15 protein-coding genes and 1 riboswitch are annotated in these 13,488 nt (G+C 38.6%); all 15 genes read right to left on the bottom strand.

Annotation, left to right across the window (positions count from 1 at the left end):
* Window positions 1-141 precede the first annotated feature (141 nt).
* Window positions 142-1,155 carry a glycoside hydrolase family 15 protein gene (locus tag BS1321_RS25650; RefSeq protein WP_063233674.1) on the bottom strand — a complete coding sequence of 338 codons (1,014 nt, stop codon included), beginning with the start codon at window positions 1,153-1,155 and terminating at the stop codon, window positions 142-144.
* A gap of 330 nt (window positions 1,156-1,485) precedes the next feature.
* Window positions 1,486-1,812 carry an AzlD domain-containing protein gene (locus BS1321_RS25645; RefSeq protein WP_063233673.1) on the bottom strand — a complete coding sequence of 109 codons (327 nt, stop codon included), beginning with the start codon at window positions 1,810-1,812 and terminating at the stop codon, window positions 1,486-1,488.
* Window positions 1,803-2,543, bottom strand: a complete 741-nt coding sequence (locus BS1321_RS25640; RefSeq protein WP_063233672.1) for an AzlC family ABC transporter permease — start codon at window positions 2,541-2,543, stop codon at window positions 1,803-1,805. Before BS1321_RS25640 ends, BS1321_RS25645 begins: the two co-directional genes overlap by 10 nt.
* A gap of 30 nt (window positions 2,544-2,573) precedes the next feature.
* On the bottom strand, window positions 2,574-3,092 hold the full coding sequence (locus BS1321_RS25635; RefSeq protein WP_063233671.1) for a mismatch-specific DNA-glycosylase: 519 nt from the start codon (window positions 3,090-3,092) through the stop codon (window positions 2,574-2,576).
* A 1,192-nt stretch (window positions 3,093-4,284) separates the two neighbouring features.
* The gene (locus BS1321_RS25630; RefSeq protein WP_063233670.1) at window positions 4,285-5,184 is read right to left on the bottom strand and encodes a sulfite exporter TauE/SafE family protein; all 900 of its coding nucleotides are present in this window, start codon (window positions 5,182-5,184) and stop codon (window positions 4,285-4,287) included.
* Between the two features lie 153 nt (window positions 5,185-5,337).
* A complete protein-coding gene (locus BS1321_RS25625) occupies window positions 5,338-5,970 on the bottom strand; it encodes an NAD(P)-binding protein (RefSeq protein WP_063233669.1) in 633 nt (210 codons plus the stop codon).
* Window positions 5,951-6,712, bottom strand: a complete 762-nt coding sequence (locus BS1321_RS25620; protein WP_063233668.1) for a sirohydrochlorin chelatase — start codon at window positions 6,710-6,712, stop codon at window positions 5,951-5,953. Before BS1321_RS25620 ends, BS1321_RS25625 begins: the two co-directional genes overlap by 20 nt.
* On the bottom strand, window positions 6,712-7,488 hold the full coding sequence (cobA, locus tag BS1321_RS25615; RefSeq protein WP_063233667.1) for a uroporphyrinogen-III C-methyltransferase: 777 nt from the start codon (window positions 7,486-7,488) through the stop codon (window positions 6,712-6,714). The genes BS1321_RS25620 and cobA overlap by 1 nt, the downstream gene beginning before the upstream one ends.
* A gap of 19 nt (window positions 7,489-7,507) precedes the next feature.
* Window positions 7,508-7,723 (bottom strand): DUF3906 family protein, encoded by a 216-nt coding sequence (locus tag BS1321_RS25610; RefSeq protein ID WP_063233666.1) that lies wholly within the window; start codon window positions 7,721-7,723, stop codon window positions 7,508-7,510.
* Between the two features lie 20 nt (window positions 7,724-7,743).
* Window positions 7,744-9,369, bottom strand: coding sequence for a nitrite/sulfite reductase (locus BS1321_RS25605; RefSeq protein WP_063233665.1), 1,626 nt, complete (start codon window positions 9,367-9,369; stop codon window positions 7,744-7,746).
* Window positions 9,370-9,385: 16 nt separating this feature from the next.
* Window positions 9,386-9,985, bottom strand: coding sequence for an adenylyl-sulfate kinase (gene cysC, locus BS1321_RS25600; protein ID WP_063233664.1), 600 nt, complete (start codon window positions 9,983-9,985; stop codon window positions 9,386-9,388).
* A 46-nt stretch (window positions 9,986-10,031) separates the two neighbouring features.
* Window positions 10,032-11,180, bottom strand: a complete 1,149-nt coding sequence (gene sat / locus BS1321_RS25595) for a sulfate adenylyltransferase (protein ID WP_063233663.1) — start codon at window positions 11,178-11,180, stop codon at window positions 10,032-10,034.
* Between the two features lie 29 nt (window positions 11,181-11,209).
* Window positions 11,210-11,914, bottom strand: a complete 705-nt coding sequence (locus tag BS1321_RS25590; protein ID WP_375781409.1) for a phosphoadenylyl-sulfate reductase — start codon at window positions 11,912-11,914, stop codon at window positions 11,210-11,212.
* 181 nt (window positions 11,915-12,095) lie between these two features.
* On the bottom strand, window positions 12,096-12,239 hold the full coding sequence (locus BS1321_RS25585; RefSeq protein WP_072273036.1) for a YezD family protein: 144 nt from the start codon (window positions 12,237-12,239) through the stop codon (window positions 12,096-12,098).
* A gap of 172 nt (window positions 12,240-12,411) precedes the next feature.
* Window positions 12,412-12,520: riboswitch (SAM riboswitch) on the bottom strand.
* A 279-nt stretch (window positions 12,521-12,799) separates the two neighbouring features.
* Window positions 12,800-13,333 carry an NADPH-dependent FMN reductase gene (gene ssuE, locus BS1321_RS25580; protein ID WP_063233661.1) on the bottom strand — a complete coding sequence of 178 codons (534 nt, stop codon included), beginning with the start codon at window positions 13,331-13,333 and terminating at the stop codon, window positions 12,800-12,802.
* Window positions 13,334-13,488 lie beyond the last annotated feature (155 nt).

Genomic DNA, 13,488 nt, shown 5'->3' with positions numbered 1-13,488 from the left:
ATATTGTAATAAATGCCCGTTTTTTTGAAAATTAAAACATTTTTTTGCGGAAAATAGCCATTAATTGTAAAAATATTATTATTCCAATAAAAGCTCTCCCCATTTTTTGGGAAGAGCTTTATGTTATCATGTATGAATTCTTCATGTTATTTGTTCAGTTCGAATCATCTGAGTCTTCGTCAAGAATAAATACGATAATGAGACTGACCATGCCAAAGGAGTATTCCTGTTTGGAACATTACTGCCTCCTATATATAATTCAGGAACTTCCCAATTTTCCGGAATGATCATTTTCGTTTTATCTATATATTCCTTCACTTTGTTCATCATGCCAAGTTCAAGGTAGCATAAGCCCAACCACGGAAGCCCGAAACACCATTCCGCTTCTTGACCGTCATTATAATAAAGGTCCTTTTCATATCTAATACAACCTTTTGTTCTTTCTAGGCGCTCTGTGACATACTTCAATATTTTAAGTGCTATTTCACGGTCTACCAGCCTATAAGGATAAATTAAGGATAAAAGGGCTAAATCCGTCTCTTTTGAATAACTTTCCCTTGGAAGCAGGAAACGAAGTGTTTCTTCTCCCTTTTTAATCAGTTCCTCCTTGACGTGGACCAGCATTTTGACTGAATTCAAACCAGCAACACATGCACCTATGCTTGAAGCGTGGATTTCTATATTTTCTTCCCACATCCCGTTATCTTCCGACTGCCAATATTGCAAGCATTCCAAGTAATTGACCAACTTTTGAACGATTTGTAAATCACGTTGATTTCTTATCACCTTTTTACCATGCCTATACCCTTCACCGACACCCCATAAAAAGGCACCTATCGCATCATTTTGGGCATGCCCCCACTCATCGGGCAGTTCTTTAAGTTCAGTGGAATACCGTGCATGGATATGTTCAAATAGAAACTGGGGTTTCTGTTCCGTATGAATATCTATCTTCCACTCATAGGATTGAAATAAGTCGAATAAAGCATGATATGCTTTCTCGTAACGATTGGATGAATCATTTATAAAAGGCATTACTGTATAAACGACATCCCTTATCCAAACATAATTATAATCATCGGAAACGCTTGCAGTATACGCGCCATTAGGAAGCCGCATGCGATCAAGAACCTCTAGGGCACCATTTATCTTCATTAATTAAACACCTCCATAGTAATTTGCTTATTCCCATTGTTGACAGACTCCCATTTTCTAAACGTTGGTTGTTTCATTTTCAATTAAAAGCGCTTTCAATTCAGCTAACCAAAATGACTTTTCAGAAGTACATTCACCCTAGTTTATGTAATCACTGCCCTTTTTGATAATCAAGCTTCTAATGTTCATTAAAAAGCGTCATTTGCCTAATCGAAATGAACGATCTCAAAAAGTTACCGGTTATGAAATATGTTCTTGGGAAAATAAAAACCCAGTAATGGCAATCCATTACTGGTTATATCGGCCTATCATTTAAATGTTTAGTACTTATTAAAAGAAAAATCGTAATATCATCAAGGAAAGCACGCCAATCATAACCGTCGCCAACAGACTCCTCGTAAAAATGGCAACCAGGAAAGCTGGTAAAGCTGCTGCCAAATTCAAAGCATTATCCTTAATTGAAAAGACCTGTTCCGATAATAGAAGTTCTTGAGCCAACAACGCCGCCATTACGGCCACTGGCACATGCTTTAGCCAATCTATGCCCCATTCAGGAATCTGCATTTTACTAAGCAGCATCAAAGGGAAGACTCTAGGTATGAAAGTTACAATCGAAGTCCCTAGGATGACAGCAAGGATATATCCGCTTATTTCCATCTGCCAATCACCATTCCTATCGTTGAAGCTACAACCGTTGCAACTATGACCCCAGTACTGCCTGGAAAGAAGAAACTTACTGCTACAACGATTAATATGCTGCTAAAAGCGACTGCAAGATCTATGAAAAAGTCCTTTTTACTTAATATTTGCAAAACTAAAAGTCCGATAAACATGGCTGGCAGGGCGAAGTCCATCCCATATTTTTCGGGATTTGGAATCCATTGGCCAAAGAAACCGCCGGCCATATTTGCAATGAACCAATTTAAATAGGCTGCAAGATTCAGACCAAGCATCCATTTAAAATCAAGTTGTTTTCTAGTCTGTGCAGTTGTGACGGCCACTCCAAACGTTTCATCAGTTAATAAGGCTCCAGTTATCAGGTTTTGTTTCAAACTTTGCTGCCTGAAATACGGTGCCAATGCAGCACTAAGTAATAGATGACGACTATTAACAAAAAAAATCGTAAAAATTATGGCCGATACTGGATGACTTGCAGCTATCATCCCTGCCGCTATGAATTGTCCAGACCCTGCATAGAGTAAAAGCGACATAAGTGCCACTTCAATCATACTTAATCCTGACGTTTTTTCTACGACCCCTGCAGCAAAACCGATACTTAGGTACCCCAATAAAGTGGGTATACAATCCTTTACTCCTTGCCAAAAGCCTTCCCCATCATTGACCTCGGAAAGGCCATTGCTTTTCCATTCAGCACTACCCTGACTCATATAATTCCACCCTTGTTTTAATAAGTTCCTTCATTTGTTTTCCAGCTTGCCAAGCAGAATTGGCAACTCACTATATATTTCGATGATCTCTTCTATCGGCATTCTAACTAAACCGCTGGAAGAAGGGGCAACGAATTCCAGGGTCTTATTCGATGAAGGATCTTTTTGCAACCCCCAAGAGATTTTTCGTAATTGACGATATTCCTGATAAACTCCCTTGCCTACAAAACAAACAAGTTTAGGTTTATACTTTTCAATTTTCCTTTTTAATTGCTTCCTTCCTTTTATGTACTCTTCTTTTGTGATTTCGTCCGCACCTTTTGTAGGCCTGGAGACGATATTGGTAAAACCATAACCTAAATCCAGTAATGATGAGTCTTCAGTTGGGTCATATTTCCTTGGTGTCAGTCCGGACTTGAAAAGGATTTTCCAAAAGCGATTGTTTGGATTGGCATAATGATGGCCAGTCTCGCCTGAACGAATGCTTGGATTGAAACCTACGAACAAAATATCCAAATTTCCCTTTAAATGATCAGAGATGCCTTCCATTTTAAAACTCCTTTTCATATTTGCTATTTAATCATTGTACAAAACTGAAAAATATTTAACTACCTTTCCCGCCATTTTCACAAACTTATATTCAAAAACTAAAAAACGCTTTAATTAGAATTAAGGATAATAGCTTCATAATATAGTGATAACCTGACTAATGGAATAATTGACGACCTATTACTCCTAAAACATTCCGTTCGTCTTCACTCTTCTACTTCCATAAATCGGATATAAAAGTTTGTTATAGTTTACAGATGCCGTGGTTGCAGATAGTGAACACGTAAAAAAACATATTCAGCCATTTAAGAATATTTCAATAAATACAAATGAAATTGATACAATTGATTTTTCCCCTTTATTGGAAAAAAGAAAAAAATGAATATTTCTCTGAATGCTAAAGATAATTCTTAACTGCAGCAGGATAAACCGGCATAAAGCAAAAATCTGCATGCTTTTAATCTAAGCTTGCTGGGATTTAAAATCAAAGGATATCCCCAATTCATGTAATTATCGTCGGAAACGGCAGTCAGCTAAAGGACATTTATAATGTGGATGCGAGCATCCAATTTTCATGTAAGGAAGAGTTCATTCATTTCACTGAAAAAAAAGGATGTGCAAGTGCGCTTGGAAACCATGTTGTTGGTACGAGCAGGGTTGCTTTGGAAGCAATAGCGTGCGAAAGACCCGTTATTTCTTGTGGAAATCTCGTATATTTGACGGTGAATAAGTCTCCATCAATCAAATGCCGGTGTTCAAACAGGCAGGGATTTAAATTCGATAGTAAAAAATATATATTACAAGCTTATTGAATTATATGAAAGTACAATTCAATCATTTGAACAGCAGCAGGCCATATATTAATGGTTCTGCTGCTGTTCTAATATTATTCAAATCTCTCACGATGGTTGACTTTATTATAGGGGCTACTATTGATTCTTTGTTAGGAGAATAAACTACATAGATATTGGAGGCATAAGTCTCTCGATTATTAAGAGTGCTAAAAAACGGGTCAAAAAATAAATGAATCTATTAAATAGGGTCAAGAACCTTTATTACAACCGAAACAACTTTAAAGGCGGAATCCCATTTGGCAAATGAGTTTACTCGTAGGTATTTATGTACCTACGAGTTTTTATGTTACGTATCAGAATATGCTTTTGTATAAATTCGCTTCTTTCAAACTCGCGAATCAGGAAACATTCTGCCGTTGTTCGATATGATCATGTTTTCTTGCATTGGACATCTTATTGATGGTAAGAAGAATTCCAGAAAGCCATATAATCACGATGCCTGTATAGATATATATATGGGCTTCAATTGGAATCCATGTAACTAATAATGTTCTTACATTGATTAAGATAATGAAACCACCCACTAAAACACCCATTAATTGAGCAGGAAGCATCCTGACAAGCCAGGCTGCAATTGGCGCGGCAACCACTCCACCAATTATCAACGCTACGACCCATAGCCAATTAACAGCTTCCCATCCAAGTGAAATGATAAAGCCTAGACTACCGAAGAAAGCAATGGCAAATTCACTCGTATCTACAGTCCCTACGGCTTTTCTCGCCGTCATTCCTTTTTTTGACAATAAAATAGGCGTAGCAATCGGTCCCCAACCGCCTCCGCCTGTTGCATCACAAAATCCTGCAAAAAGACCTAACGGAATGGATTGTTTTGCGGTCAATGGCTTTACGGTTTCATTTTCCTTTGACGGTTTAAAAATAAATAAAAAACGGAATAAAACGTATACACCAAGGCCAAATAAAAATATGGCAATATACGGTTTAGCTAATTCTGCTGGCAGGTTACTCAGGAAACATGCACCTACAAATGCACCAACTGAACCTGGAATGATCAAGCGATAGACCATATTTTTATCCACGTTCCCAAACTTTATATGTGAAGCTCCGGATACTGCTGTGGTCACTACTTCAGATAAATGAACGGATGCTGATGCTACTGCAGGGGCAATCCCGAATGTCAACAATAAGGACGTGGAACTCACTCCATACCCCATTCCAAGCGAACCATCGATTAATTGGGCTAAAAACCCGATAAAGGCCAAAACGATTAACTTTTTCATGACATTCCCCTTTTTTCACTAAAATAGAACCTATATAACATCGACCCTATGGTACCGTTTGCCTGTATAAATCATTTAGATTTCCATAAGACACAAAGAGGCACCTAACCAAAATGAAATGACATGTTGGTTAGGTGCCTTCAGTTTTTCTGATCAGCCCAATGATATATTTTCTTCGGCTTCTACTGGTAAAAGCCTAGCTAAAAAACGATATCTTTCTTTTAAGGAATATTTATAAATATCCTCTATTGAATCTTTCAGTAACTTAGATTTTTCCTCTTTTGAAAATGAACCATTTTTTATTATCATCCTTGCTTCAAAAAGGAATTCAAGATATTCTTCATATGATTCATCATATACTTTACCTAGGTCATTCCGAATTTTTTTTGCGAGTGTTGGGCTTGCTCCATTGGTAGAAACACTTATGGAAAGCATGCCTCTATTCAATGTGGCCGGAATATGAAAATTACCCAACTCATGATTACTAATAACGTTCACCAACTGACTTTTGGATGCATTCTCGTACACTCGTTCATTAACTTCAGTCGAATTTGTTGCAACGATGATTAAAAACGCATCTTTATAGTCAGTTTCTTCCACTTCTTTAAGTAAAACTCGAATCTTACCTTCTTTCTCCAACAGTTGAAAACCTGTGCAAATCTCGGGGCTTACGACGGTCACTTCGGCACCAGCTTCCAATAAGGGGCCAGCTTTAAAGTAACCTATTTTACCACCGCCGATAATTATACACTTTCTGTTCTCAATATTAAGCGTAATTGGATACATAAGCTCCCTCCCCACTCACTTCATGAATTCGTTCCGATATTGCTTGTTCAATCTTTGGGTGATAACCTAGATATCGGCAAAGTATGAATTTCTGCTTACCCTTTTTTTGAATCTTTTTTATACCATTTTCGATGGACTGCATTAAGAGACCGGTAAACAATAGGTAAGGAATAATAAATACTTGGTTTGGTCGAGATTCCTCTGCGAATTCCAATGCTTCTCCAAAGCTTGGTGTGGCAGCTGTCAAATAACACTCTTGCACACGGATTTTTGGAAACCTGTTCCTTAGCAAATCGGCCAGTCGAGACAAATCCCTTTTCACGTCGGGATCACTGCTGCCCCTTCCAACCAATAAAACCAAGGAATCTTCCGTAACCCTTACATTTGTTTCCTCCAACCGTTCCACTAAAATGTCAACCATTTTATCACTGACACCAATCGGCCTTCCGTATTTCAAGTCAACGGCAGGGTACCGTTCTTTCATTTTGTTCAATATGACTGGAATATCATGTTTTGCATGTACAGCTGTTAGCAAAAGAACTGGAATGGCAATGATTCTCGTCGCACCTTTTTGTACGCATCGTTCGTAGGCCTCTTCTATCGTAGGAGTTTCCAATTCTAAGAAGCAATACTCCTGAATGGAATTTTGCTGTGCTTGCATACAAACTTTAATAAAATCAATGGCTTGGGCTGAAGCTTCTTTAACACGGCTGCCATGGCAAATATATAAAATGGCTTCCATTAAAAGGCCTCATTAGCCAACAAATTTTCGGTTTGTTTTCCTTCAAACCATTTGATTTTTTCTCGTAAATTAACGACATCGCCCACGACTATCATGCAAGGATTCGAAATCTGTTCGTTATTGGCGGTTTCCACTACATTAGCCAAAGTACTGACAGCTGTTTTTTGCGTTTTTAATGTCCCCCAATGAATAAGGGCTACAGGAGTCTCTGGACTTTTTCCATGCTCCAAAAGTTTTCCTTGAATATATGGCAGATTTTTAACACCCATGTAAATGGCTAATGTATCGATTCCTTTTGCAAGGGATTCCCACTTGATATTATCCTCTTCATCCTTTTTCCGATGACCGGTAACAATTGCAAAAGAAGAAGCGTGGTCCCTATGTGTAACTGGAATTCCCGCATAAGCTGTAGCGGCGATTCCAGCCGTAATTCCTGGAACGATTTCAAAGCTCACACCACTTTTGGCAAGGGCTTCCGCTTCCTCCCCGCCTCGCCCAAAGACGAATGGATCGCCGCCTTTCAAACGGGTGACTATTTTTCCCTTTTTTGCATATTTGACCAGGAACCGATTGATGGTATCCTGCTGCAATAAATGATAATCCGGCAGTTTACCGCAATTAATCAGCTCTACACCGTCTTTTGCATGATTCAAAAGTTCTTTATTGACAAGTCGATCATATAAAATGACATCAGCTTCTTGAATGCATTTTAATCCTTTTAATGTAATTAAATCTGGATCTCCGGGACCGGCTCCTACTAGATATACTTTCCCCATTTATGCAACCTGCCTTCCCTTAGAGAATCGTTTCGAATTCCGATAAAACGAAACCTGCTCCATTTTTAATTTTCCTTTTTTCATATAATGAGATGTCATCCACTTCAGGCATTTTCAAAAAATGTTTTTCCAGCTCGATATCAACAAGTTCAAACGCCTTTTCATCCGAATCGGCAACAATGATGACATGGATTGGTTTTTCCTTGATAGTGACTTCGAAACGGTATAGATTCATGGATTGCTTACCTTCCCCTATTAAACGGCCACTTCCGTTAATATATCATCAAGCTTACTTTGTAACTGCGATATCCCTACTCTTTCCACAAAATCAAGAAAGGTTTCGGATAGAAGTTTTGTTTCTTTGAAAAATAGGATCAGTTCTTTCAGAACATGATAGAGCTGTTCAGCTTCCACTTTTCCTTTAAGTTTTTCATTGAACTTACCGCCTTCATTCAGCGTTCCTCCGACGTATATCTCAAAAGCTTCGACCATCTTTTTGTCCTGGTTTTTCATTTTTATGCCTTGAAGCCCAATTTCGGCGATGGCTCTTTGACCGCAATTATTCGGACAACCCACCATATGCATCCTTACAGGAACATCGAGATCTATTTCCTTGTCCAATGATTCAGAAATGGTCCTCATTCGTTTTTTTGTTTCAACGAGTGCCAGGTTACAATACTCGATGCCTGTACAAGAAACGGAATAACCAATGAATTTTTTTGGTTGATATGGAAATCTTTCAAAGATGGATTCCTGTTTTAATTCCTCAAGTTTTGCATCCGGCACATTTGGAATGATAAGATTTTGAGAATTACAGTTTCGGATTTCACCATTTCCATATTTCTTCGCAAGTTCGGCAAACTCGATCACTTCGTCTGGATTTAGACGACCAACTGGTATATTGACTCCAACATAGTTCAGACCATCTTGTTTTTGTTTATGGATGCCGTAGAAATAACCTGCATTCCATTCCTTTACCGCACTTTCACCCTTTTCAGGAAGTGGACCGGTGTACTCCAGCAATTTTTCCTTGAATTGTTCAGGACCCCAATCAGCTACAAGGAATTTCAATCGCGAGCGATGACGTTTTTCACGGTACCCAAAGTCACGGAATATCGTCGTGATGGCGGCCGCTACTTCGACTGTTTTTTCAGGTAAAATGAATACGTCAAGTTCTTCTGCCAGCATCGGAACGGAGGATAGCCCACCGCCTACTTTTACATGAAAACCAACTTCCGTTACTCCATCAATTACTTTAGTAGCTGGATTGAATGAAACACAGTTGATTTCAGCATTTGAAGCATTATGGATATTAGCACTTATGGCCATTTTATATTTCCTAGGAAGGTTCGAATAGTCTTCGTTAAGGCGGAAATACTCAAATACATCATAAAGTACCTCGCGTGTATCAAAAAGTTCGTCAGGATCGATGCCTGCCAATGCATTACCGATGATATTACGTGTGATATCACCACATGCACCGGCCGTAGTCAGTCCAACCTTTTCCAAACGGTTTAAGATATCGGGGACTTGTTCGATGGTCAACCAGTGGAATTGAATGGCTTGACGGGTAGTAATGTCATATACATCCCTCCCATAATCTTTAGCGATGTTAGCTAGAGTTATCTGTTGATCATAAGTCAGGATACCTCCGGGAATAACGACACGCATCATCCAGTAACCTGCTTCTTTTGGCCGTTGCAGGTATAGACCTGCCCACTTGAACATATCCCAATTCTCTTTAGGGATGGAATCAAAACCATTTGCAGCGTAATGTGGAATATCATCGAATATCTTCAATCCGTCTTTTTCCAATTTCCAGATTTCCGTTTTATTTTTAGCGATTAGTGGATTTTCCGACCAAAATTTCTCGTAAACCATTACATTTCCTCCTTGATTAGATCGCTTTCTTTGCTGTCAAATAGCCGATTACCTGTTCAACGCACTCTTCAATGCTGTATTGGTCGGATTCTAAAATGATTTCCGGTTGTTCAGGTTCTTCGTATGGAGAGTCGATTCCAGTAAAATCTTTAATGATTCCTTTACGCGCCTTGTCATAAAGACCTTTTGGATCACGCACTTCGCACTCTTCGATCGGACACTTTATGTATACTTCAATAAACTCCCCTTCATCGAGTAAATCACGTACAATCTGCCGATCTGCCCTGAAAGGTGATATGAAGGCGGTCAATACGAACTGCCCACTATCCACGAATAACTTCGATACCTCACCGATTCGCCTAATATTCTCGGTTCGATCCTCTTCAGAAAAACCTAAATCTTTATTTAATCCGTGGCGGATATTATCACCATCTAAAACATAACTTCGAATATTCCGATTATATAACTCTTTAGCGACCGCGTTCGCAATCGTTGATTTTCCGGAACCCGAGAGTCCTGTAAACCATAGAACTGTGCTTTCATGCCCGTTCTGCTTCCGACGGAGCTCCTTGTTCAATGACGTTTCATGCCAAGTGACATTCGTACTTTTACTCATATAATAATCCCCCTCTTCTTCATGTGACACTTCAATTTATATCCAATCAGTTATAAACTTCATTCTTTTTTAGACCTTCGATCAACACCTCAATGACTTCTTTACGGCTAAAGGTAGCTGGAGGAATTTCTCCATTACGAAGCATTTCCCTTACCTTCGTTCCAGAAAGGATGACATGGTCTTCCTTGCCATGCGGACAAGTTTTAGCGGAAGCCATATTGCCACATGCTTTACAGTAAAAACTATGTTCAAAGAATAATAGAGTGATTCCTAACTCATCTGCGTTAAAATTCCCAAAGATTTTTTGAGCATCATATGTGCCATAATAATCGCCCACACCCGCATGATCACGTCCGACGATAAAATGGGTGCAACCATAATTTTTACGGACCATCGCATGGAAAATGGCTTCTCTTGGTCCTGCATAACGCATGGCAGCAGGGAAAACTGCAAGGGAGACGCGATCCTTAGGATAATATTTTTCAAGCAGCACTTTATAGCTTTCCATTCTTACATCTGCCGGAATGTCATCGGATTTAGTGGCACCTACGAGAGGATTTAAGAATAAGCCGTCGACAATCTCCAATGCTGTCTTTTGAATGTATTCATGAGCACGGTGAACAGGGTTCCTCGTTTGGAATCCGACAACTGTTTCCCAGCCTTTTTCCGCAAAAGCTTTCCTTGTGTCGACCGGGTCCAAATAATGAGCTTGAAATAGCGGACGCTCTATTCTCTTGATCAACTTTATTTCCCCGCCGACATATACATCCCCACGGTTATATAAATTTTTCACTCCAGGATGCTTCTCATCATCCGTTTGATATACTAATGTCGCTTCCAATTGCTTATCTGGAGTGTAAATATCGGAAACGGATAGAACTCCGTATGTTTCACCTTCATGAGTCAACGTCACTTCTTCACCTAAAGTAAGGGTTTCTGCAGTTTCTTCGGTCAAAGGCAGCGTAATCGGGATGCTCCATACATGCCCACTGCTAAGCCTCATTTCCTTGACCACTGTCTCATAGTCACTTTTTGTAAAGAATCCTTTAATCGGACTGTAGGCACCAGTGCCTATCAATTCAAGATCACTTAATGCAATTTCATCTATTTCGATTGACTTTGTTATTTTACTAAAATCATATTTTGGTTCCCAAAGATCGATTAATGTTCCTCCGTGCGGTAAACTGATTGTCATGCTAATTTCCCCCTATGGTTTCTATTTATTTAAGATAAATGCAATCCGCATTCCGTTTTTTGAGCCCCTTGCCAACGGCCAGAGCGTAAATCATCTGCATTGAAGGCCGGTGCTGTACACGTTTTACATCCAATGCTCGGATATCCATTATCATGCAGGATATTATATGGAAGTCCGTTTTTATGGGCGTAGCGCCAAACATCTTTCCACGTCCAATGTATGAGTGGACATATTTTAACTGACTTGAACTTATTATCCTTATTGATATACTCGGTCAGAGCCCTTGTTTCGGATTGCTCCCTCCGCAATCCCGAAAGCCAGGCTGTTGCCATTGAAAGCACATCGGTAAGCGGAATGATTTTACGAATGTTACAGCACTTATTGGAATCTCTAAGCCATAATTCATCCCCATATTCCGCTGCTTGTTCCTCAAGCGTCAAGGCAGGTTTCTTCATTTCGATCGAAAGCTTTGGATATCGCTTTTTCACTTGCTCGATCAATTGGTAAGTTTCCTCAAAATGAACATCTGTATCAAGGAAAACTATTTTCGCCGAAGGATTAACCTTCGCCAATAAATCCGTAAGCACGATGCCTTCAATACCAAAACTACAAGCATAAATCAGTTTGTTTCCATAATGGTCATTCGCCCATTGCAGAACTTCCAAAGCTCCTTTTGTCTCACTGTCTTCAGGAAATACAGGTAAATCCCCTGTGTTGAAATTGTCATAGTTTATTAATGCAGCCAACTTTGTAGCCCCCTCTAAAAACTTGCTGTATCAGGTTAGAGTAACTGTTGATCAATACCCGTTGTAATCTTCTCCGGTTTATTTGATTCTAGGAAAAAGAGACGAATCTAACCAATACTCTCTTTATATCAGTTAAACCCGCCTCTAGTTTTTCTAGTCAGCAGATACCTTATTTAATTCTTAATTTTTCATTTCTTTCCATTTGAATGATTTTACCATCCTGGACAATAAGTGTAATGGATCCATATTTCATTGAATTAAGCATTTCTTGAAGTCGTTCAAATATTTCTTCAAGCTGATTCTCTTTATCCAAACCAGTTCCTCCTTTAAGAAAATCCGCGAATATTTTATTTTCAACGCTGATTAAATGAATTTCTTAGATTTATATAATTCCATACAACCTTACATTGTTATGGTTTGCCTACAATTTTTCAAAAAAAACAAAAATCTTTCCATGATGGAAAGATCCCAAGGTAAATATCTTTACCTTATCTTCCAAAATGATCAACATTTTGTTGGAGGTAGCACCTTGCATCCATCATGCAGGTTGCTGGACTTCAAAGGGCCAATTCCCTCCGTCGCTCTGGATAAGTTTTATTATTTTAAATATTAACATATATTTAATCCTTGTCAATGGAGTTTTCTTATAAAATAACTTGGTTTAATATTATGGATTAACTGTTATTTTTATACACACTATTCAATTTATGATTTTATGTTCATATAAATACGAAAATAGACTCGTCTTTTTAGATAAGGTCTCCAAAAAAATAAGTCTATTTTCATAAAAAGCCTATTATTGACGCATGTCCTTTCTTGAAAAAATAATTTCTCGAATTCCATTCCTTTTGTAGAAGGGATTACTTGAAGTCATTAATTTCTTAACTGTATCGCTTCTACAAATTCTTGAACTTGACTCTGGACGCGATCAATTAAATCCAAATCATTAATCGGTTTTTCTGAATTCTGTTTATCTATTTCCTTATCAACAAAATAAATGCCCTGCAGCGGCTCGCCTTTTAATATTGAAATTAATGGTTTAAGCGCATAGTCAATCGCCAATAGATGCCTGTTACTTCCTCCAATCATGATTGGCAGCACTGGCTTACCCTTAAAAGCACCTTCTGGCAGCAAATCAATCAAGGCTTTCAATACCCCTGTATAAGAAGCCTTATAAACAGGTGAACCAATAATGATACCTCTAGCTGCTTGAATTCTCTCTGAAAGCTTTAAGATATCTTCGCTATTATATTTCCCTTGAAATAAATCATCTGCTGAGAAATCCGTAATTGAGAAATAAGCTGTGGTAAATCCTTCGTGTTCGACTAATGATTGAATATGTTTTAGTGAAATGTCCGTTCTTGATGGTATAGCAGGACTTCCTGATAAAATTACGATATCGCTCATTTAATACCCCTCCAATGTTACATGATTTCCAGATAAAATCTTCGTAAAGCATTTCATGCAGTATGCATTTATCGTAATAGTCTGAAAAATATAAGTCAAATCTTACACTCGGGTTTCATAAATTCACCAGTTGACTTCATCGACTCTGAATGAAA

This window comes from Peribacillus simplex NBRC 15720 = DSM 1321 (assembly GCF_002243645.1).
In the GTDB taxonomy this organism is placed as follows: domain Bacteria; phylum Bacillota; class Bacilli; order Bacillales; family DSM-1321; genus Peribacillus; species Peribacillus simplex.
Note: the sequence above shows the minus strand (reverse complement) of the source record. Positions and strands in the feature narration are given on the sequence as shown.